Annotated in this window: 20 protein-coding genes; 17 read left to right on the top strand and 3 right to left on the bottom strand. The window is 44.9% G+C overall.

The window, feature by feature from the left end:
• Positions 1–32 precede the first annotated feature (32 nt).
• The 11 genes from purC (at position 33) to ablB (ending at position 11,014) form a co-directional block, all read left to right on the top strand.
• The gene (purC, locus tag C6347_RS17205) at positions 33–755 is read left to right on the top strand and encodes a phosphoribosylaminoimidazolesuccinocarboxamide synthase (protein WP_106071903.1); all 723 of its coding nucleotides are present in this window, start codon (positions 33–35) and stop codon (positions 753–755) included.
• Complete coding sequence (gene purS, locus C6347_RS17200) at positions 748–1,002, top strand: phosphoribosylformylglycinamidine synthase subunit PurS (protein WP_003214349.1); 255 nt, start codon at positions 748–750, stop codon at positions 1,000–1,002. Before purC ends, purS begins: the two co-directional genes overlap by 8 nt.
• Positions 999–1,682, top strand: coding sequence for a phosphoribosylformylglycinamidine synthase subunit PurQ (gene purQ, locus C6347_RS17195; protein WP_106071902.1), 684 nt, complete (start codon positions 999–1,001; stop codon positions 1,680–1,682). Before purS ends, purQ begins: the two co-directional genes overlap by 4 nt.
• Positions 1,666–3,897 carry a phosphoribosylformylglycinamidine synthase subunit PurL gene (purL, locus tag C6347_RS17190; RefSeq protein WP_106071901.1) on the top strand — a complete coding sequence of 744 codons (2,232 nt, stop codon included), beginning with the start codon at positions 1,666–1,668 and terminating at the stop codon, positions 3,895–3,897. The genes purQ and purL overlap by 17 nt, the downstream gene beginning before the upstream one ends.
• Positions 3,873–5,303, top strand: coding sequence for an amidophosphoribosyltransferase (purF, locus tag C6347_RS17185; RefSeq protein WP_058015529.1), 1,431 nt, complete (start codon positions 3,873–3,875; stop codon positions 5,301–5,303). Before purL ends, purF begins: the two co-directional genes overlap by 25 nt.
• 95 nt (positions 5,304–5,398) lie before the next feature.
• Complete coding sequence (purM, locus tag C6347_RS17180; RefSeq protein ID WP_066031224.1) at positions 5,399–6,439, top strand: phosphoribosylformylglycinamidine cyclo-ligase; 1,041 nt, start codon at positions 5,399–5,401, stop codon at positions 6,437–6,439.
• Positions 6,436–7,005 carry a phosphoribosylglycinamide formyltransferase gene (purN, locus tag C6347_RS17175; RefSeq protein WP_060595684.1) on the top strand — a complete coding sequence of 190 codons (570 nt, stop codon included), beginning with the start codon at positions 6,436–6,438 and terminating at the stop codon, positions 7,003–7,005. The genes purM and purN overlap by 4 nt, the downstream gene beginning before the upstream one ends.
• A gap of 15 nt (positions 7,006–7,020) precedes the next feature.
• Positions 7,021–8,559, top strand: a complete 1,539-nt coding sequence (gene purH / locus C6347_RS17170; RefSeq protein WP_106071900.1) for a bifunctional phosphoribosylaminoimidazolecarboxamide formyltransferase/IMP cyclohydrolase — start codon at positions 7,021–7,023, stop codon at positions 8,557–8,559.
• Between the two features lie 12 nt (positions 8,560–8,571).
• On the top strand, positions 8,572–9,846 hold the full coding sequence (purD, locus tag C6347_RS17165) for a phosphoribosylamine--glycine ligase (protein WP_106071899.1): 1,275 nt from the start codon (positions 8,572–8,574) through the stop codon (positions 9,844–9,846).
• A 113-nt stretch (positions 9,847–9,959) separates the two neighbouring features.
• On the top strand, positions 9,960–10,154 hold the full coding sequence (locus tag C6347_RS17160) for a hypothetical protein (protein WP_060595687.1): 195 nt from the start codon (positions 9,960–9,962) through the stop codon (positions 10,152–10,154).
• A gap of 14 nt (positions 10,155–10,168) precedes the next feature.
• Positions 10,169–11,014 carry a putative beta-lysine N-acetyltransferase gene (ablB, locus tag C6347_RS17155; RefSeq protein WP_106039485.1) on the top strand — a complete coding sequence of 282 codons (846 nt, stop codon included), beginning with the start codon at positions 10,169–10,171 and terminating at the stop codon, positions 11,012–11,014.
• Here ablB and C6347_RS17150 read toward each other — a convergent pair.
• A complete protein-coding gene (locus tag C6347_RS17150) occupies positions 11,009–12,667 on the bottom strand; it encodes a PucR family transcriptional regulator (protein WP_106071898.1) in 1,659 nt (552 codons plus the stop codon). The two genes, ablB and C6347_RS17150, sit on opposite strands and share 6 nt — an antisense overlap.
• A 191-nt stretch (positions 12,668–12,858) precedes the next feature.
• Between C6347_RS17150 and C6347_RS17145 the strand changes: the two genes are divergently transcribed.
• The 4 genes from C6347_RS17145 to C6347_RS17130 are packed head-to-tail and all read left to right on the top strand — an operon-like array spanning position 12,859 to position 16,843.
• Positions 12,859–14,223: an aspartate aminotransferase family protein gene (locus tag C6347_RS17145; protein WP_066031219.1), complete on the top strand. Its 1,365-nt coding sequence runs from the start codon at positions 12,859–12,861 to the stop codon at positions 14,221–14,223.
• 12 nt (positions 14,224–14,235) lie between these two features.
• A complete protein-coding gene (locus C6347_RS17140; protein ID WP_081311440.1) occupies positions 14,236–14,922 on the top strand; it encodes a CoA transferase subunit A in 687 nt (228 codons plus the stop codon).
• Complete coding sequence (locus C6347_RS17135) at positions 14,898–15,563, top strand: 3-oxoacid CoA-transferase subunit B (RefSeq protein ID WP_066031218.1); 666 nt, start codon at positions 14,898–14,900, stop codon at positions 15,561–15,563. The genes C6347_RS17140 and C6347_RS17135 overlap by 25 nt, the downstream gene beginning before the upstream one ends.
• A 14-nt stretch (positions 15,564–15,577) precedes the next feature.
• Positions 15,578–16,843 (top strand): peptidase, encoded by a 1,266-nt coding sequence (locus C6347_RS17130; protein WP_060595693.1) that lies wholly within the window; start codon positions 15,578–15,580, stop codon positions 16,841–16,843.
• Positions 16,844–16,883: 40 nt separating this feature from the next.
• Here C6347_RS17130 and C6347_RS17125 read toward each other — a convergent pair whose 3' ends face one another.
• Complete coding sequence (locus C6347_RS17125; RefSeq protein WP_060595694.1) at positions 16,884–17,105, bottom strand: YgaP family membrane protein; 222 nt, start codon at positions 17,103–17,105, stop codon at positions 16,884–16,886.
• Between the two features lie 124 nt (positions 17,106–17,229).
• Here C6347_RS17125 and C6347_RS17120 point away from each other — a divergent pair, with 124 nt between their 5' ends.
• Both C6347_RS17120 and C6347_RS17115 read left to right on the top strand, forming a co-directional pair.
• Positions 17,230–18,972 (top strand): adenine deaminase C-terminal domain-containing protein, encoded by a 1,743-nt coding sequence (locus tag C6347_RS17120; protein WP_106071897.1) that lies wholly within the window; start codon positions 17,230–17,232, stop codon positions 18,970–18,972.
• Between the two features lie 551 nt (positions 18,973–19,523).
• The gene (locus tag C6347_RS17115; protein ID WP_003214053.1) at positions 19,524–19,838 is read left to right on the top strand and encodes a YerC/YecD family TrpR-related protein; all 315 of its coding nucleotides are present in this window, start codon (positions 19,524–19,526) and stop codon (positions 19,836–19,838) included.
• Positions 19,839–20,074: 236 nt separating this feature from the next.
• Here C6347_RS17115 and C6347_RS17110 read toward each other — a convergent pair whose 3' ends face one another.
• Positions 20,075–21,655, bottom strand: coding sequence for an FMN-binding glutamate synthase family protein (locus tag C6347_RS17110; protein WP_106037213.1), 1,581 nt, complete (start codon positions 21,653–21,655; stop codon positions 20,075–20,077).
• Positions 21,656–21,713 lie beyond the last annotated feature (58 nt).

Genomic DNA, 21,713 nt, shown 5'->3' with positions numbered 1-21,713 from the left:
TTGCCAACATTCAAATTAGGAGGCCAACCTGAATGACTGTGAAACAAGAACTTCTCTACGAAGGCAAAGCGAAAAAAATCTATCAGACCGATGACGAGCATATTTTATATGTCGAATATAAAGACTCAGCGACAGCATTTAACGGCGAAAAGAAAGCTGAAATCGAAGGCAAGGGCAGACTGAATAACGAAATTTCGAGCTTAATCTTTCAAATGCTGCATGAGAAAGGGATCAACAATCACTTTGTGAAACGACTCTCTGACACAGAACAGCTCATTCAAAAGGTGCAGATTGTTCCGCTTGAAGTGGTAGTACGAAATGTGGTGGCAGGCAGTATGTCAAAGCGCCTTGGCATTCCAGAGGGAACAAAACTGGATACACCATTAATCGAGTTTTACTACAAAGATGATGCACTCGGCGATCCGCTCATTACAGAAGATCATATTCGCATTTTACATGCAGCGACACCAGAACAGGTCGAGGAAATGAAACAGATCACAAGACAAGTGAATGAAGAGTTAAAGCAAATCTTCTCAGACTGCCATGTAAATTTAATTGATTTCAAGCTTGAATTCGGAATAGATCACGAGAATCGTATTTTGCTAGCTGATGAGATTTCACCTGATACGTGCAGGCTTTGGGACAAAGATACAAACGAAAAGCTTGATAAAGACGTGTTCAGACGAAACCTGGGCGGCTTAACGAATGCATACGAAGAAATTTTCAAAAGACTTGGAGGCCATAAACATGTATAAAGTGAAAATTTTTGTCAGCTTAAAAGAGAGCGTTCTTGATCCACAAGGAAGTGCCGTGCAGCACGCCTTGCACAGCATGTCTTATCAGGAAGTAAAGGATGTCCGTATCGGAAAATACATGGAGCTTGTCATTGAAAAATCAGATCGTGATTTAGACACAGTCGTCAAAGAAATGTGTGAAAAATTACTGGCCAACACGGTGATTGAAGATTACCGCTATGAGGTGGAGGAGGTTGTCGCACAGTGAAGTTTGCAGTGATCGTCTTGCCTGGCTCTAACTGTGATATCGATATGTACCATGCGATTCAAGATGAGTTAGGTGAACAAGTTGAATATGTATGGCACGACGAAACGAGTCTAGACGGATTTGACGGTGTACTCGTACCAGGCGGTTTCTCTTATGGGGATTACTTAAGATGTGGTGCGATTGCTCGCTTCTCAAACATCATGCCGGCGGTGAAAAAAGCAGCTGCGGAAGGAAAGCCTGTTCTTGGTGTTTGTAACGGGTTCCAAATTCTTCAGGAGCTTGGCATTCTTCCAGGTGCGATGAGACGAAATAAAGACTTGAAATTTATCTGTCGTCCAGCTGAACTCATTGTAGAGAACAACGAAACGCAATTTACTAGCGGCTATCAAAAAGGCGAATCCATTACAATTCCTGTAGCGCACGGTGAAGGCAACTTCTACTGTGATGAAGACACTTTAGCGAAGCTCATTCAAAATGGCCAAATCGCTTTCACTTACGGAGACGATATTAACGGCAGTGTCAATCGAATTGCAGGTATAACGAATGAAGAGGGCAATGTACTCGGCATGATGCCGCACCCTGAGCGCGCGGTTGATTCATTACTAGGCAGCGCAGACGGACTTAAATTGTTTCAATCTATCGTGAAAAATTGGAGGGACACTCATGTCACTACTGCTTGAACCAAGTCACAAGCAAATTAAAGAAGAGAAATTGTATCAGCAAATGGGATTGAGTGATGAAGAATTCGCTTTAATTGAATCCATTATTGGCAGGCTGCCAAACTACACAGAAACGGGTATTTTTTCTGTCATGTGGTCAGAGCATTGCAGTTATAAAAACTCAAAGCCTGTTTTAAGCAAATTCCCGACAAAAGGAGAGCATGTTCTTCAAGGTCCTGGGGAAGGCGCTGGAATCGTTGATATTGGAGACAACCAAGCGGTTGTATTTAAAATCGAATCACATAACCATCCATCTGCGATTGAACCGTATCAAGGAGCGGCTACAGGTGTCGGCGGAATTATCCGTGATGTATTCTCCATGGGTGCGCGTCCAATTGCTGTATTAAACTCTCTTCGTTTTGGTGAACTGACTTCACCGCGCGTGAAGTACTTGTTTGAAGAAGTAGTGGCAGGGATCGCAGGCTATGGAAACTGTATCGGAATTCCAACAGTCGGCGGAGAGGTTCATTTTGATCAAAGCTATGAAGGCAATCCGCTCGTAAATGCGATGTGTGTTGGATTAATCAACCATGAGGACATCAAAAAAGGGCAGGCCAAAGGTGTCGGCAACACGGTGATGTACGTTGGTGCTAAAACGGGACGTGACGGTATTCACGGTGCAACATTTGCGTCTGAAGAATTTTCTGATGAATCAGAAGAAAAACGTTCAGCGGTTCAAGTCGGCGATCCGTTCATGGAAAAGCTGCTGCTTGAAGCGTGCCTTGAAGTCATCAAAAACGATGCGCTCGTTGGGATTCAAGATATGGGAGCGGCTGGCTTAACAAGCTCAAGCGCGGAAATGGCAAGTAAAGCAGGTTCTGGAATCGAGATGAATCTAGATCTCATTCCGCAGCGTGAAACAGGTATGTCGGCATACGAAATGATGCTGTCTGAATCGCAAGAGAGAATGCTGCTGGTCATTGAAAAAGGCCGCGAACAAGAAATCATTGATATTTTCGAAAAATACGATCTTGAAGCGGTATCAGTCGGTCATGTGACAGACGATAAAATGCTTCGTTTACTCCATCAAGGTGAAGTCGTATGTGAGCTTCCTGTTGACGCTCTTGCAGAAGAAGCACCGGTTTATCACAAGCCGTCAAGTGAGCCTGCATACTATCGTGAGTTTTTAGAAACAAAAGTTGAAGCTCCAGCCATCACAGATGCAGCCGAAACGTTAAAGCAGCTCCTTCAGCAGCCAACAATTGCAAGTAAAGAATGGGTTTATGATCAATACGACTACATGGTTCGGACAAATACGGTTGTTGCACCAGGCTCTGATGCGGGCGTACTAAGAATCCGCGGAACGAAAAAAGCCCTAGCGATGACAACAGATTGTAACGCACGCTATCTCTACCTTGATCCAGAGGTTGGCGGGAAAATCGCAGTCGCTGAAGCAGCACGTAACATTGTCTGCTCAGGCGCGCGTCCGCTAGCAGTGACAGATAACCTGAACTTCGGTAACCCGGAGAAACCAGAAATTTTCTGGCAAATAGAAAAGTCAGCTGACGGTATTAGCGAAGCATGCCGCACGCTAAGCACACCGGTTATCGGTGGGAACGTCTCTTTATATAACGAATCAAATGGAACAGCGATTTACCCAACTCCAGTTATTGGAATGGTTGGATTGGTTGAAGATACTGCTCATATTACGACTCAATCGTTCCAGCAGGCTGGCGATGTGATTTTCGTCATTGGTGAGACGAAGGAAGAATTCGCAGGCAGTGAGCTTCAAAAGATGACAGAAGGCCGTATTTACGGAAAAGCACCAGACATTGATTTGGATGTAGAGCTGACGCGTCAAGAAGCTCTGCTAGCCGCGATTCAAAACGGTCTCGTTCAATCAGCACACGATGTATCTGAAGGCGGACTAGGTGTAGCACTTGCTGAAAGTACATTTGGAACAGACGGTCTTGGCGCTGATATCCAAATCGATTTATACAGCGAAGCTTCCTTATTCAGTGAAACACAGTCACGCTTTGTTGTCACAGTCAGACCAGAGCACCGCGAAGCGTTTGCTGCGGCTGTCAAAGATGCGAAAGAAGTCGGAACGGTCACAAATGATGGTGTATTTACCGTCAAAAATCAAGAAGGACAACAATGGATTCATGCAGCGGTCAACGAGCTTGAACGTGCATGGAAAGGAGCGATCCCATGCTTGCTGAAATCAGAGGCTTAAATGAAGAGTGTGGTGTCTTTGGGGTTTGGGGACACGAAGAAGCCCCGCAAATCACATATTACGGATTGCATAGCCTTCAGCACCGAGGACAAGAAGGTGCGGGAATCATTGCAACAGATGGTGAGAACCTGACGTCACACAAAGGCCTTGGACTGATTACGGAAGTCTTTCAAAACGGTGAGCTAAAGGATTTGAAAGGAAAAGGGGCGATCGGACACGTTCGGTATGCGACAGCAGGCGGAGGCGGCTTTGAAAATGTGCAGCCTCTCTTCTTCCGTTCGCAAAACAATGGCAGCCTTGCCCTTGCTCATAATGGGAACTTAGTGAATGCAACGCAGTTAAAGCAGCAGCTAGAAAACCAAGGGAGTATTTTTCAGACCTCTTCTGATACCGAAGTGCTGGCTCATTTAATTAAGCGCAGCGGGCATATGGAATTGAAGGAACAGATCAAAAATGCGTTGTCTATGCTTAAGGGAGCATATGCTTTCTTAATTATGACGGAAACAGAAATGATCGTGGCCCTTGATCCGAACGGCTTACGCCCGCTTTCACTTGGTATGCTTGGGGATGCTTATGTTGTCGCTTCTGAAACATGCGCATTTGATGTTGTCGGTGCCACGTATTTACGTGATGTGGAGCCTGGCGAAATGCTGATCATTAATGATGAAGGCTTGAAATCTGAGCGCTTCTCGATGAACATTAACCGCAGCATGTGCAGCATGGAATATATTTATTTCTCAAGACCTGACAGCAATATCAACGGCATCAATGTGCATAGTGCGAGAAAGAATCTAGGCAAAAAGCTTGCCGAAGAAGCGCATGTCGAAGCAGATGTTGTGACAGGTGTACCAGATTCCAGTATTTCTGCAGCGATTGGATATGCCGAAGCAACAGGTATTCCGTATGAGCTCGGTTTGATTAAAAACCGTTATGTTGGCCGGACGTTTATCCAGCCGTCTCAAGCATTGCGTGAGCAGGGCGTACGGATGAAGCTGTCTGCTGTGCGCGGGGTTGTCGAAGGAAAACGTGTCGTGATGGTGGATGATTCCATCGTACGCGGTACAACGAGCCGCAGAATTGTCACGATGCTAAGAGAAGCGGGTGCGACGGAAGTCCATGTACGCATTAGTTCACCGCCAATCGCGCATCCATGTTTTTATGGAATTGATACGTCCACACACGAAGAGCTGATTGCTTCTTCTCATTCAGTGGAAGAGATTAGACAGGAAATCGGTGCAGACTCCATTGCATTTTTATCTGTAGACGGTTTAATGGACGGGATTGGCAGGAAGTATGATGATCCGCAGCGCGGTCAGTGTTTAGCATGCTTTACTGGGAAATACCCGACTGAAATTTATGAAGATACGGTTCTTCCGCATGTGAAGGAAACGGTCCTGACGAAATAATCGAATAAAGGAGCAGCAGTCAAGATGAGTTGATATGCTGCTCTTTCATTCTGCCGAAAATACATGGAAAGCAGCAGCTAAAAGGAGTGAATGGGATGTCAGAAGCATATAAAAACGCCGGTGTCGACATCGAAGCAGGGTATGAAGCCGTCAAACGAATGAAAACACACGTAGAACGTACAAAACGAGCAGGTGTCATGGGCGCTCTAGGTGGATTTGGTGGTATGTTTGATCTATCTGAGCTGCCATATAAAAAGCCTGTTCTTGTTTCAGGAACAGATGGTGTCGGAACGAAATTAAAGCTTGCCTTTTTAATGGATAAACACGATACGATCGGCGTCGATGCCGTGGCCATGTGTGTCAACGATGTGCTTGCACAAGGGGCAGAACCGCTCTTTTTCTTAGATTACTTAGCCGTTGGAAAAGCAGATCCGCTAAAAATTGAATCCATTGTCAAAGGTGTGGCTGACGGGTGTGAGCAGTCTGGTTCAGCACTTGTCGGCGGTGAGACAGCCGAAATGCCAGGTCTTTACACAGAAGAAGAATATGATATTGCTGGTTTTTCGGTAGGTGTCGTTGAAAAGAATGAAATCGTGACAGGAGACAGCATCAAAGAGGGACATTTGCTCATTGGACTGAGCTCAAGCGGAATTCATAGCAATGGCTACTCTCTCGTTCGTAAAGTTTTGCTGGAAGACGCTGGTCTTGATCTGCACCAAACGTATGAACCTTTTACAAGACCGCTCGGTGAAGAGCTTCTTGAACCGACAAAAATTTATGTGAAGCCCGTTCTCAAACAAGTAAAAGCCGGCAAAGTTGACGGCATGGCACATGTGACAGGCGGTGGCTTTATCGAGAATTTACCACGTATGCTGCCTGAAGGTCTTGGCGTTGAGATTGATAACGGCTCATGGCCAGTACCACCAATTTTCTCCTTTATTCAAGAAAAGGGTCAGTTGAAGGCAGAAGAGATGTTCAACGTGTTTAATATGGGCATCGGCTTTGTCCTAGCTGTAAAAGAGGACGATCTTGTGGATGTGATTAGTGAGCTTGAACAAGATGGAGAGAAAGCATTTCTCATCGGACGTGTTCAAAAAGGAGAAGGTGTCACATTCGGCGGTGGAAGCCTCTCATGAAGAAGTTTGCGATCTTCGCCTCTGGAAGCGGGACGAACTTTCAAGCCATTATAGATACGTTAAAAGAAGAACAGTGGCAGGCAGAGGCCGCCATTGTGATTTGTGATAAACCGGGTGCGAAGGTGCTGGAGCGTGCTGAGAAAGAGGGCATTGCCTCCTTTGCTTTTACCCCGAAGGCTTTTCCGAATAAAGCCGCTTTTGAACAAACGATCATCGAACAGCTTAGGCTTCATGAAGTAGAATGGGTTTTCCTTGCTGGGTATATGAGACTGATCGGTCCGACATTACTTGAAGCGTATAGAGGGAAAATCGTGAATATTCACCCATCTTTGCTCCCAGCCTTCCCAGGTCTTGATGCCATCGGACAAGCCTATCAAGCAGGTGTCAAAGTGGCAGGCATCACTGTCCATTTTGTCGATGAAGGGATGGATACAGGTCCGATTATTGATCAAGCCGCGATTTATATTGAACAAGGCGAAGAGCTTGCATCGATTGAAAAAAGAATGCATGAACTAGAACACACACTATATCCAAAAGTGATCAAATCACTTTTAGAATTATCTTAATGAGGTGACGAAGGCATGACGATCAAACGCGCATTAATCAGTGTTTCCGATAAAACGAATCTAGTACCTTTTGTGAAAGAATTAACAGAACTTGGTGTTGAAGTGATTTCAACTGGAGGTACACATAAGCTTCTTCAAGAGAATGGCATTGATGTCATTGGGATTTCTGAAGTCACTGGATTCCCTGAAATCATGGACGGACGACTCAAAACACTTCACCCAAACATTCATGGTGGATTATTGGCAGTGAGAGAAAACGATGAGCATATGGCACAGATTGAAAAGCATGGCATTCAGCCGATTGATCTTGTTGTCGTGAATCTCTATCCTTTCAAAGAGACGATCTCAAAAGACGATGTAACGTATGAAGAAGCAATTGAAAACATTGATATTGGCGGACCGGGAATGCTTCGTGCGGCATCGAAAAACCACCAAGACGTCACAGTGATTGTCGATCCTCGTGATTATGGTACAGTCGTTCAGCAAATCAAAGAAGGCGGCGTGTCACTTGAGAAAAAACGTGAGCTTGCGGCGAAGGTATTCCGTCATACAGCTGCTTACGATGCCCTCATTGCAGATTATTTAACGAACTTTGTTGGCGAAACAGAGCCAGAGCAGTTCACCGTCACGTTTGAGAAAAAACAATCCCTTCGTTATGGAGAAAATCCGCACCAAGCGGCGACTTTCTATGAAAATGCTCTTCCAAGCAAAGGCTCTTTGGCTACTGCAACGCAATTACATGGAAAAGAACTTTCTTATAACAATATCAAAGATGCAGATGCAGCTCTTCAAATCGTACGTGAATTTTCGGAGCCAGCGGCTGTGGCTGTAAAACATATGAATCCGTGCGGCGTTGGTACAGGAGAAACAATTGCTGAAGCCTTTGACCGTGCATTTAAAGCAGATGAAACCTCTATTTTTGGCGGCATTGTGGCGCTTAACCGTGAAGTAGACAAACAAACGGCTGACGTGCTGCATACGATTTTCTTAGAAATCGTCATCGCCCCATCTTTTAGCCAAGAAGCACTTGACGTGTTAACAACGAAAAAGAATCTTCGTCTATTAACACTAGATGTAGAAGCGAATCTTGAGAAAAAAGAAAAGCAGCTGACAAGTGTCCATGGCGGACTGCTCGTGCAGGATATTGACACGTACGGCTTAGAGGAAGCAACCATCTCTATTCCAACGAAAAGAGAACCAACAGAAGACGAATGGAAAGATTTAAAGCTTGCATGGAAAGTCGTCAAGCATGTGAAATCAAATGCCATTGTCCTCGCGAAGGATCAAATGACAGCAGGTATAGGCGCTGGTCAGATGAACCGTGTGGGCTCAGCGAACATTGCGATTGAACAAGCAGGTGAAAAAGCGAAAGGAAGCGCACTAGGCTCTGATGCATTCTTCCCAATGGGCGATACAGTGGAAGCTGCTGCGAAGGCAGGCGTCACAGCGATCATTCAACCAGGCGGTTCCATTCGTGATGAAGAATCGATTCAAAAGGCAGATGAATACGGCATCGCCATGGTCTTCACTGGCGTTAGACATTTCAAACATTAAGGGGATGACAGTGTGAACGTATTAATTATCGGCAGAGGCGGAAGAGAGCATACCATCGCATGGAAAGTGAAGCAAAGTGAACTTGTCAGCCAAGTATTTGTCGCACCCGGCAATGATGGAATGACAGATGCTGCGAAGCTTGTCCCAATCGATGAAGGTAATCATGAGGCATTAATTCGTTTTGCAAAAGATAATGAAATCGGCTTAACGATTGTCGGTCCAGAGGTTCCTTTAATTGCAGGTGTAGTGGATGCATTTGAAGAGGCAGATCTAAAGGTATTTGGACCAAATGCAAAAGCTGCGGTGATTGAGGGCTCAAAGGAATTTGCAAAAGACTTAATGAAAAACTATGATATCCCGACCGCCGCTTACGCTACCTTCACATCGTTTGAAGAAGCGAAGGCTTATGTGGAAGAAAAGGGTGCGCCAATTGTCATTAAAGCAGACGGTCTTGCAGCAGGAAAAGGCGTGACAGTCGCTATGACACTTGAAGAGGCGATCAACTGTCTGCACGACTTTTTGGAAGATGAAAAGTTTGGCGATGCGAGTGCATCTGTCGTCATCGAGGAATTTTTAACAGGCGAGGAATTTTCACTGATGGCCTTTGTCAATGGAGAAAAGGTGTATCCAATGGTGATCGCGCAGGATCACAAACGGGCATTCGAAGATGACAAAGGGCCGAATACCGGCGGGATGGGGGCTTATTCGCCAGTTCCGCAAATTTCAGAAGAAGTCGTCCAAAAAGCGGTGGAAGATGTCGTCAAACCGGCGGCTCGCGCAATGGTGCAGGAAGAGCGTCCGTTTACAGGCATTTTATATGCAGGCTTAATGCTGACACCAGAAGGCTCAAAAGTCATTGAGTTCAACGCACGCTTTGGTGATCCTGAAACGCAGGTGGTTCTCCCTCGTCTTGAATCAGATCTAGTTCAAGTCTTCCTCGACATTCTGGACGGAAAAGATGTGGACTTACAGTGGAAAGACACTGCCGCTATCAGTGTCGTTCTTGCTTCAGAAGGATACCCGGAGGACTACGCAAAAGGCACACCAATCGGTGCTTTGCAAACAACGGTGTCTGATGTCGTGACCTTCCACGCAGGAACAAAAAAAGAAAACGATCAATTCGTCACAAATGGCGGCCGTGTAGCGAATGTGACGGCATTTGACGATACATTTGAAGCGGCAAGATCAAGAGTGTATGAAGCGGTTGAAGAAATCATGCAGCCAGGTCTATTTTACCGCCGTGACATTGGCGCCCGTGCACTGAAGGCTACGGGGAAATCCGTTTAATTAAAACACCTTTCTATCTGATGAGATGGAAAGGTGTTTTTTGTTCATGAGAAGGGATGCCGATAGAATATGAAGAAGTAGTATGGGATCACGAATAGATATAGGGAGGAAACATGGAAATCAAAGCATTTATCATCTTTGCAATCGTCATGCTTATTTTATATCTCATAACTATAAATAACATCATGTTGACTGCCATTAAGCAGAATAAATTGAAAAAAGGCTTAGCCATTAGTTATATGATCATTTCAATTGTTTCTGGCATTGCTATTTCTTCATTTTTAATTTGGAAGTTTTTCATTAGCTAAGAGAGGATGAGTATATGGTGCAATTGAAGAAACTTGCAAACGAGCGTTTTTCTGCCTTGATCTGTATTGATTCATTTAATGAGCGAATCCGTTTGGATGACTATAGCGGCAGGGTGCGGGATGTGATTCAGTCGGTACTTCAGGAAGCGGCGGACTGTAAGGTTTCTAAGGTCATTGTGAAAGTAAGACGTGAGCATGTACCTCTTTTTTTAGAAAAAGGCTTTCGGCTTGAAGGGGTGTTTTCTCATTATTTCCTCGGAAGTGATGCGTACGGCATGTCGCTTTTTCTCACTGAGGATCGAATGAACAGTTCGTATTGGCTGGAGGAAGATAAGATCGTCGCATCCATTCAAGCGAAGGAGATGAAAAAAGACCAAGGCACGTGGCAGGATGAGTATGTGATGAGGAAAGCCGATCCGAAGGATATTCACAAGCTGGCAAAGCTCTATGATACGGTCTTTGAAACGTATCCTACGCCAATGAACGAGCCAGATTATATCCAAAAGGTAATGGCGGAAGGGACTGTCTTTTATGTTGTTGAACATGACGGACACATTGTGAGTGCAGCATCCGCTGAAATCAATGCGTTATATGGCCATGCGGAATTAACAGATTGTGCGACCCTTCCATCATACAGAAAACTAGGATTCATGCATCATTTGATTCTAGCACTTGAAAAAGAACTCCAGTCGATGCATATCTATGTCTTTTATTCTCTTGCACGTGCACTGTCCTATGGGATGAATCAAGTGTTTTATCAGCTCGGGTATACGTATACCGGGCGCTTCCAAAACAACTGCTATATTTTTGACAAAATTGAAGATATGAATCTATGGGTCAAAACGCCGAATGAATCATGAAATGGTTCTCATCTGATCTAGCAGACCAGATAGACGGTACGCCATGATACTGAGCTGCAGCTTCATCCGATCATCAGTGGATTTGAGGCTGCAGCCTGTTCTCGTTTCAATTTGTTTCAGCCGGTAGCTTAATGTATGTCTATGAATAAACAATTCTCCCGCAGATTTTTGAATATTTTCATTGTGTGCCAAATACACTTCGAGTGTATGGATCAGGTCAGCCCCTTGTTTTTTCGTAAAAAGCAAAGGACTTAACAGCTCCACGTAAAAGTCATGCAAATTCATACCCGCTTCATTCATTTCAAGAAGCATGCCATATAAGCCAAGCTTTTGATAATGAATGATGCTTTCGTCTGTTTTTAAAAGCGGAAGGAGCCTTGCTGCATACTGCGCTTCCTTCGCGCTTTTTGCAAAGAGACTGATCTGGTCATAGGCTCTCCCGATGCCAATGACAATCGGATGGACGGGAAAAAAATACGACCAAGTGCTCCGGCACTCCTCTGCTGCGCGATACCACTCCGCTTCTTGAAACGCTTTTTTTCCTGCGGGTGTCAGGACAAAAATGGAATCGAGTCTCGTCTTTAGTAAAAAGGGAATATGTCTGCGTTCAAAGATCGAGGTGAGTAATTGAGAGAGGCGCTGCATCATTTGATGATCGAGCTGTGTGTGCTGATGCTGAAATTGAAAGTAGATCACCACCTGCTCATCGCTCATATCATATTGCAGCTTTGTTGCTTGTTCGACCACGTAGCTTTCTTCTGTATATTGCTGCTGCAAAATATCATCTAACAAATGTCCCTGCATTTGGTTTTCTGTATCTTGAATGGCCTTTTGCTTCAGCCATTCAATCGCATACACTGCCCCGGCATGCTCGATGGCAATCGCATCTAGATGATGCCACGCTTCCTTTTTCTTTAAAGACACAATAAACCCGAAAATATCCCCCATCGCAATCACCGGACATGCGGCGAGGACAAACGCTCCGTACGTGTCATAGACGAGCCGGCCTTTCTCCTCTGCCTGCTTAAGAAGGGGCATGGTTTCAATTGGTTCACGATCTGTCAGAAAGCCAAAGGCAGGAGAGTACGTCACTTCATCTTTGATGAGATGAGCCGCTGTTTGATGTAAAAAGACATCAAGCACGACAATGTTCGCTGCAGTGAGATGTGCCAGTTCATCTGTAATTTGCGTCACATTTTTATTCCTTACATTTAATTGGGTCAGTCTTTGATGAATCGCTGATGAATATTTAAGCTGATGGAGCTGACTGCTCACGATTTGTTCTAGGACGGCTTTTGTAATGTCTGAGAAATTGATGTGCGGCGGAATTTCGATGAGCGGAATGCCGCTATTTTTCGCTGCTTGAATGAGTGATGCTGGAATGTCGCTTAAGTATACACCTTTATAAATAGCGATGGCTGATAGCCTTTGAGATTGAATCAATTCCTCAAGCCGGTCGCGTCTTTCTTGATTGTCCGCGAGTCCGAATCCGGTTGTGACGAGTAATTCCCCTTCGGAAAGCCTCGAGGTGTCCTCGATAATTTCCACGATGGTCACCCACTGTATGAGGCGGTCCAGTCCATTTTCTCCAGCAAGCAGCTTTGTTCCCTTCATGATATCGAGCGAGAGTGCATCTTTGACGAGAATCGCCATAGACTCATGACCTCCTTTTGAACACTCTTATACACGATGTATAAAAAATGCGTGTGAAATTCGGGCATGTGGCGAATGGAGGATGACTGCCCTCTTGATTAAGCTAATCTTATAACAAGTATACAAAATTTTCTTGCGATTCATGAAAAAAGAAAGATGCAGCTGCTGACAAGAGAGGGAGGAATGGCAAAGTGGAGACCCGGGATTACTTAATCAAACCGATGTTGAATCAGCATTATCCTGTGGCTGTGAAAGGAGAGGGGATTTATTTATATGATCGGGACGGGAAAAAATATTTAGACGGCTCTTCGGGGGCTGTCACGGCAAGTATTGGACATGGCATACGTGAGATCATTGATGCCATGACAGAGCAAGCGGAAAAAGTGAGCTTTACGTACAGATCGCAATTCACAAATGAACCAGCAGAAGAACTTGCCTATGAATTGAGTACGCTTTGCCCAGGTAACCTGAACTGGTCTTTTTTTGTCGGAAGCGGATCAGAGGCAACGGAAACTGCTATGAAAATTGCTATTCAGCATTGGCAGGAGCAGGGGAAGGCTGAGAAAAATCACATTATCTCAAGATGGATGAGTTATCACGGCATCACACTCGGTGCGCTGTCGATGTCAGGACATATTGCAAGGAGAGAGCGCTTTGAACCATTGCTCGAAAAGCATCCGGTGCTGTCTCCGCCATATAGCTATCGTTCATGGCTGCCAAAGGAAGAGGTCAAGCAGGTCGAATGGTATGTCCAGGAATTTAAAACCGTCATTCAGCGTATAGGAAAAGAGAGGATTGCCGCTTTTATTGCAGAGCCGATTGTTGGAGCATCGGGAGCGGCGCTTGTACCGCCAGACGGATATTTTGAAGCGATGAAGCGTGTCTGTGAGGAAAACGATATTTTAATGATTGCAGACGAAGTCATGACAGGCTTTGGACGAACTGGGAAAATGTTTGCGATGGAACATTGGGGCGTCGTACCAGATATTATGGTTCTCGGCAAAGGCATGAGTGCCGGCTATTCACCGATTGCGGCAGCCGTCTCAGCAGATCATGTTATCGCACCGATTCTGAGCGGTTCAGGTTCTGTGATGGCAGGTCACACCTATAGCGGCAATCCGCTTTCAGCAGCCGTCTCACTAGCTGTCATACGATATATGAAAAAACATCAGCTTCCTGAACGAGCGGATCTGTCTGGCCGATATTTAATGAATGCTTTAAAGGATTTGCAAACAAACCATTTCATCATAGGAGATGTGAGAGGAAAGGGACTGCTCATTGGCATTGAGTTTGTCGCAGACCGCTTATCGAAAACACCATTTCCTGCCCATGCTCAAATGACGCATTTAGTCGTTGAGACGGCCAAGCAAAATGGCTTGCTCGTTTACCCAGCAAGCGCTGGAGAGGATGGAGTGGGAGGTGCAGCGGTCATGATTGCACCGCCGCTTTCCATCACGCAGCAGGAGATGGATGAACTCATTCAATTATTTGAGCAGACAATCACGCAGGTCGAACAAGAAGTCATCAACCGAGGGTTTTTCCCATCTGCGATGTAGGGAGGAAAGATGATGAACAAAACAGCGAATGTTGATGAAGTGATCACGCATTTTAGGGACGGCATGACCATCATGTTTGGCGGGTTTGGCGGCGTAGGGTCCCCGCCATCATTGATCGACGCCATCCTAGAAGCGAATATCAAAGATCTGACATTGATCGGAAACGATGCAGGCTTCCCGCAAATAGGTGTTGGCCGGCTGATCACAGAAGGAAGAGTCAAGAAGATCATTGCTTCTCATATTGGCTCAAATCCAATAGCCGGACAGAAAATGCAGGCAGGTACACTAGACGTTCATTTTTACCCGCAAGGCATTCTAGCAGAAAAAATTCGAGCAGGCGGGATGGGCTTGGCAGGCATTGTGACAGATGTCGGCATGGATAGCCTCAATCTCGATGAGAAGCAGCTCGTTCCGCTAAACGGGAACACATATATCCTTGAGCCTGCGCTAACAGCGGATATTGCCATTGTGAATGCCCTCAAAGCAGACGAAGCAGGAAATCTGATTTTTGATAAAAGTGCACGGAATACAAACCCGATTGTGGCGATGGCAGGAGACTGGACCATTGCGGAAGTGGAAGAGATCGTGCCTGTGGGCAGTCTTCATCCAGAAGAAATCGTGACACCAGGGGTATTTGTGAACCAGATCGTGCAATCAAAAGGAGTGAACTGGACATGGGCATGGGAGACATCGATTTAAGACACCGCATAGCCAAACGCGCGGCGCAGGAAATTGAAGATGGTATGATCGTCAATCTAGGGATCGGCATCCCGACACTTGCAGCTGAATACATCCCAGCGCATTACAGGGTGTGGCTGCATGCAGAAAACGGCATTATGGGGGCAGGAGCCTCACCAGCACAAGGAGAAGAAGATCCGAATTTGTGCAATGCAGGCGGTTTTCCCATTACATTAACAAAAGGCGGTTCATACATGGACAGCACGACAGCTTTTGGCATCATTCGGAAAGGTATGCTTGATATGACCATTTTAGGTGCACTTGAAGTAAGCAGTCAGGGTGATCTTGCGAATTGGATTGTGCCGGGCAAACGAGTACCGGGGATGGGCGGAGCGATTGAGCTTGCGCAAAAGGCGAAAAAGGTTGTGGTGGTGATGAGCCACCTTGATAAACACGGTGAGTCAAAGGTGAAATCTGCCTGTACACTGCCCTTAACCGCTAAGTCTTGTGTGGATCTGATTATTACGGATATGGCAGTCATTGAGGTCAAATCACAGCTGCTCATTTTACGTGAAGTCATGCCGCCGTTTCAGCCGGAAGATGTCATAAGGGCGACAGAGGCCCCATTAATTTTAGCGCCTGATGTCAAATCTGTTGTGTAGAAAGGATGACTGACTTGCAGCCAATTACACGGATCAGAAGCTGGATGAGAGAGCACCAAGATGAAGCGATTGCGCTTCTTCAGCAAATGGTGCAATGTGAAAGCACCCAAGGGAATGAACAAGATGTGCAGCAAATTGTAGCAAATAAGCTTTCCGCAATTGGTTTTGATGTAGATGTATGGGACATTGGCGGAGAAGACCTGCTGGAACATCCGTATTTCTATTCCCCGAGGCGTTCCTTTAAAGGAAGTCCCAATGTCGCCGGACGATTGAAGGGGAAAGGCGGCGGCAAATCCATTTTATTAAATGGGCACGTGGATGTTGTTCCAGCAGGAGATACGAAACAATGGACATATCCGCCCTACAGCGGGCATATCATAAACGGGAGACTTTATGGACGCGGGGCAACAGATATGAAAGGCGGAAATGTTTCTTTACTCTTCGCACTAGAGGCACTGCATGCGCTTCAGATTCCGCTGAAAGGAGATGTTGTGTTTCATAGTGTCGTCGAAGAAGAAAGCGGCGGTGCAGGCACCCTTGCAGCCATACTGAGAGGGTATACAGCAGATGCGGCCATCATTCCAGAACCAAGTCATATGAAAATCTTTCCGATTCAGCAGGGATCTAAGTGGTTCAGACTGTATATTAAAGGAAGGGCAGCTCATGGCGGAACAAGATATCACGGTGTTTCCGCTATTGAAAAGAGTATGATCGTTCTTACGCATATAGCGGCACTTGAAGAAGAACGAAATCAGCGCATCACCGAGCCGTTATTTCAGCATATCCCAATTCCGATCCCCATCAACATGGGGAAAATTCAAGGCGGTGATTGGCCGTCCTCTGTAGCAGATCTGGTCACAATGGAGGGCAGACTTGGAGTGATGCCAGGTGAGACGGTTGAGCAGGCAGAGAAGGAATTAGAAAATTGGATGACGGGACTTGGGGAAAAGGATGAATGGTTCAAAGATCATCCTGTCGAGGTCGAATGGTTTGGGGCAAGATGGCTTCCAGGCTCAATCGATACGGATCATCCACTTTTATGTCTATTGAAGGAACAATATGAAGCAGTCAAGAAGGAGCCGCCAAAGATCGAAGCCGCTCCTTGGGGAACAGACGGCGGATTACTGTCACAGGCGGCAGGTATTCCGATCATCGTGTTTGGACCTGGAACAACGGAGCTTGCCCATTTTCCGAATGAATCCATCGACATTGAGCATGTGATTGAAGCAGCAGAAATTATCGCAGGTACGATGGTGGAATGGTGTGAAGCAGCGGAGTGATGAAAGAGGCAGAAAATAATTACAAAAAAAGAAGGCTGTCTCACTCAGCCTTCTCTTTATGTGTGTCCTGCTGCTCACACATATACGTCACTGGACAAAAACGAAGAATGCCAGATGCCAGTTTCATCCCGCCGCACATGATGCTGAAAAGCAGCATTTTACTCCATGGTTTTCTAGCATATAAAGAACCAGCCACAGTACATATTGTCATTCCGCAAGCAATTCGAATGAGCGCTTCCATTAAGCCGAGATTAGGTTTCATTGAAGGTGAATCTCCTTTTTTAAATATTTTAAGTGTGATTTCAAGAAATTGTAACGTTTCATTAATGCGTAACGTGGTTCGTTATGTTACGATAGTGCTAATACAAATGAAGGAGAGTATGTGAATGTCCGAACGTACTTTTAATTGGAGAAACAATGACATCCGCACACAAATCGATGTAGTCGACTCAAAAATAGTTCCAACACTCCTTTTAATGAATGGACTCGTGCTAAACCCATTTTTGAAACAATGGGTGAAGGCAAATATTTGGATACATGATGATCGAATTGTTTATGTCGGAGCAGAGCTTCCTCAAAATAAATCAGCTAAACGTGTGATTGATTGTGAAGGGAAATACATTGTGCCTGGGTATATAGAGCCTCACGCGCATCCGTTCCATATTTATAATCCCCAATCACTTGCAGAATATGTGTCTCAATTTGGCACAACAACGATGGTCAGCGATAACTTATTTCTTCTTTTGCAGAGCAATGAAAAGAAAGCGCTTTCCACTCTGTGTGAATTAAAACAGCAGCCATTTCAGTATTTCTGGTGGTCTAGATACGATCTTCAGACTGAAGTCAGATATGAAGATGAGATGCTTCCTATCAACTATCGCAAGGAATGGATTGATCATCCTGATGTCCTTCAAGGCGGCGAATTAACAAGCTGGCCAAGATTGATGGACGGTGATGATCTCATTTTATATTGCATGCAAGAAACGAAGAAGCAGAGAAAACGAATTGAAGGGCATTTCCCCGGAGCTTCCGAGAAAACGCTAACAAAAATGAAGCTGTTTGGCGCGGACAGCGATCATGAAGCGATGAATGCGGACGATGTGCTAAAACGCTTGTCCCTTGGCTACCATGTCTCACTTCGTCATTCTTCCATCCGCCCAGATTTAGTGAACATTTTAAGAGAACTGCACGAGCGTGATTTTAGACACTATGATCACTTTTTCTATACAACAGACGGAGCTGCGCCTCATTTTTATGAGGAAGGTATGATTAATCGTTTGATTTCAATTGCCCTTGAAGAAGGTGTGCCTATCATTGATGCGTATAATATGGCGACATTTAACATTGCAAAATACTATCAAATTGATGACCTATTAGGTGTTGTCGGTCCCGGCCGGCTGGCTTCTTTGAATATTTTAGATGATCCGATGAACCCAAATCCTGAAACGGTGATATCTAAAGGGGTTACTCTCAAATTGGATGGCGAGAACCAGCATCAATTTCAAGAAACTAAATGGAAAAATGGCGGGCTTGTTCCATTAGATTTATGCTATGATCTGACGATGAGTGATTTGCAATTTTCCATGCCGCTAGGTGTCAAAATGAGAAATGCTGTCATCATGGAGCCTTATACAGTGGAGATTGATAACTCGGTGAACCAGCTGTCCTGTGACCATGATCAAAGTTTCTTTAGCTTGATTGACCGAAAAGGCGAGTGGCGTGTGAATACGATGCTCAAAGGTTTCGCAAACAAAGTGCAAGGCTTTGTCAGCTCATTTTCGCTCACGGGTGACATTTTAGTGATTGGGAAAAATAAAGAGGACATGATGCTGGCACATAAGAGAATGAAAGAAATCGGCGGGGGGATCGTCCTCACAGAGAACGGGAAAATTTTGCACGAAATCCCGCTGCAATTATCAGGCTGTGCATCGGCTGAACCGTTTGAGACTGTTCTTCAGCAGATACAAACATTACGCGAGCTGCTCATTGAGCGAGGCTATCCATTTGATTGCCCAATTGATACACTTGTCTTTTTCCAAAGTACACATTTGCCGTATATTCGAGTGACACCAAGAGGAATATTTGATGTCATGAAAAAAACTGTACTCTTTCCGTCTATAATGCGTTAAAATATAACAGAGTGGAGCTGTATCATCTTTGCCACATTTCTGACAGCTGTTATAGGGCAGAAGTGAGCAATGGATCTCTTCGCTGCCATGTAAGTGAAAATGCTTATGTGGAGTTGTTGAAGCAGAGGGCTTTGACATGACGAGTGAAATGCCCTAATTGAAAAATGAATCTGTCGGTTACGCTGGCCGACCAACATATTTTGAATAATTGAGCGAGGCGGGGCGCATGTTTGTGGTCTCGCCGAGCTTTCCGCACAACCTGTATTTTAGGGCATACCTAATCAAGCAGAAGTGATTCTGATATCGAAAGCAAACAAGTTTGTCAGATTGTCGTACAAGGAAAATGACAGAACTTGTCGAATTTGTATACGATAAAGAAGCTTCGGCTTACGAAAGAACTGACGGCATTTCCAGCGTAGAACCAAACCTGTCATGATTCGTTCAAAGCTCATTGCTGAGGTTGAAAAAAATTAGTCAGGAAAGATACCGCTTTTCTTCATAGAATGTCGTGCGAAGCGGTGTGCCAATAGTAAAGGAGAAGATGTATAAAGATGCAAATTGATAAATTAAGGGGCAAAAGCTTAGATCAGTTATTCAACTCCATCTTATCCCTTAAAGACCTGGAAGAATGCTATCGATTCTTTGATGATTTGTGTACCATCAATGAAATCCAATCTTTATCACAGCGTCTTGAAGTAGCGCGTATGCTTCGCGAGGGGAACACGTATCATAAAATTGAGACGGAAACAGGTGCGAGCACTGCAACCATCTCACGTGTCAAACGCTGCTTGAACTACGGAAATGATGCCTATACGATGGCACTTGACCGCGTAGCAGAACAGCAGGCAAATGACGAAACAAAATAAAACAGCTTTCACTGTAAACAATCCTTTTCAACAAGAATGGAGTTGTTTACAGTTTTTTTATGGAGAGCGCTGAAAAGACAAGCAAGGACTGGCTGAATCAAGCGGTCCTGTTTTTTATTTTAGCTCGCCTATAACCTCACGCATCCTCCATCTCCTATCATTTGTCTAAGTTCTTTATACGCGATTGAGCCAAAATGTCAACGAAAAAAAGGTGCGAAAACGCACCTTTTCTCAAACTAGACAGATGGCTGTGTCCCTGAAAACATCGGCACTTCACTTGTCTGGCCATTTTCTTGTCTGTAGATAATATGTTTTTCATTAAAATGAATGGGAGATTCAATTCCAGCGGCTGCGGATAAGTTAAACAAACCTTCTCTTAGAGAAAGGATATAATTGCAGACTCGGTATTTCTTTTCTTCAATTGATAAACCCTTTTGCAGCTTTGGATCCGTTGTGGCGACCCCGACTGGGCATTTATTCGTGTGGCACACTTGTGCGCGAATGCATCCGACTGAAAACATGAGTCCCCGTGCGATATTTACAAAGTCAGCACCCATGGAAAGGGCAATCGCAATTTTATCAGGTGAGAGAAGTTTGCCGGAAGCAAAGAGTTTTACCTGATCTCTGACACCGTATTCTTTCAATATTTGATGAACCATTGGGAGCGCCGTGAAAATGGGCAGCCCTGCGGAATCTGCCAATTCATGAAAGGATGCACCAGTGCCGCCTTCTCCGCCATCCACTGTAATGAAATCAGGATGCTTTCCGCTTTTTTTCATATACGCTGCAAGCTCTTCAATGTTTTCTTTATGTCCGACAACAAGCTTGATGCCAACAGGCTTTCCGCCTATACTTCGTAGCTGTTCAATGAAATCAAACATATCAGGAATGGAGTGGAACATCTCAAATCGGTTTGGGCTGTCAATGGATTGATGGGGCGGCAATTTACGGATATTCGCAATTTCTTCGGTGACCTTTTCGCCGTCAATATGTCCGCCGCGTGTTTTTGCTCCTTGAGCCAGCTTCAGCTCAAAGGCTTTGACTTCCTCGTGCTCACTTTTTTTCTTAAATTCTTCAAAGGAGAAAGCACCATCCTCTGTTCTGACACCAAATAGACCGGGCCCAATCTGGCAAATGATATCGGCTCCGCCTTTGAGGTGATATGGGGAAAGCCCGCCTTCACCTGTGTTCATCCACGTACCGCCAGCCATTTTTAATCCAGAGGATAGTGCTGTAATGGCCCTGTCGCCTAAAGATCCGTAGCTCATGGCAGACTGTCCAATCAGGCCTTTTACACGGAAAGGCTTTTGACATGTGTGTTCGCCAATCACTTGTACATCGTCTTGATGGAGATAGTAAGGTTTTGCTTCGACCTCTTTGGTATGTTCACTTCTTCGCAGTAAATTGTCTTGATCAATCTGATACACTTTTGTATATATTTTTTCAGATTGATCGATGCGTAATTCATCTCGCTGCTTTGGAAATAGGACGTTGCGAATGTAGTAACCAGGCTTGTCAAAATCACGTTTTGATCCAAAGCCCATCGTCCGGCTTTTGTACTTCCCAGACATGACAGCTTGCTCATATTCTCTTCTTGAGAAAGGAAGCTCCTCCCGATCATTCAGAAAAAGATATTGGCGCAGCTCAGGTCCTATTTTTTCAAAAATAAACCGCAGCTTTCCAATGACCGGATAATTTCGCAGGACAGAATGCTCTTCCTGTTTTTCATCTCGCATCCAAATCCAGATGAATAAAATGATTGGTAAGATGAAACAAATCACTAATAGTGCGCCAATGACAATGAAAGTTGTTGTCACGAAGATCCCCTCTTTTCTCTATCATTGCTGTTGTTATTCCACTTTTCATTGAAAGAGA

The sequence above is a fragment of the Bacillus sp. NMTD17 genome (assembly GCF_002998735.1).
In the GTDB taxonomy this organism is placed as follows: domain Bacteria; phylum Bacillota; class Bacilli; order Bacillales; family Bacillaceae; genus Bacillus.
The sequence above is the reverse complement of the archived record's forward strand: the minus strand, read 5'-3'. Positions and strand labels throughout refer to the sequence as shown.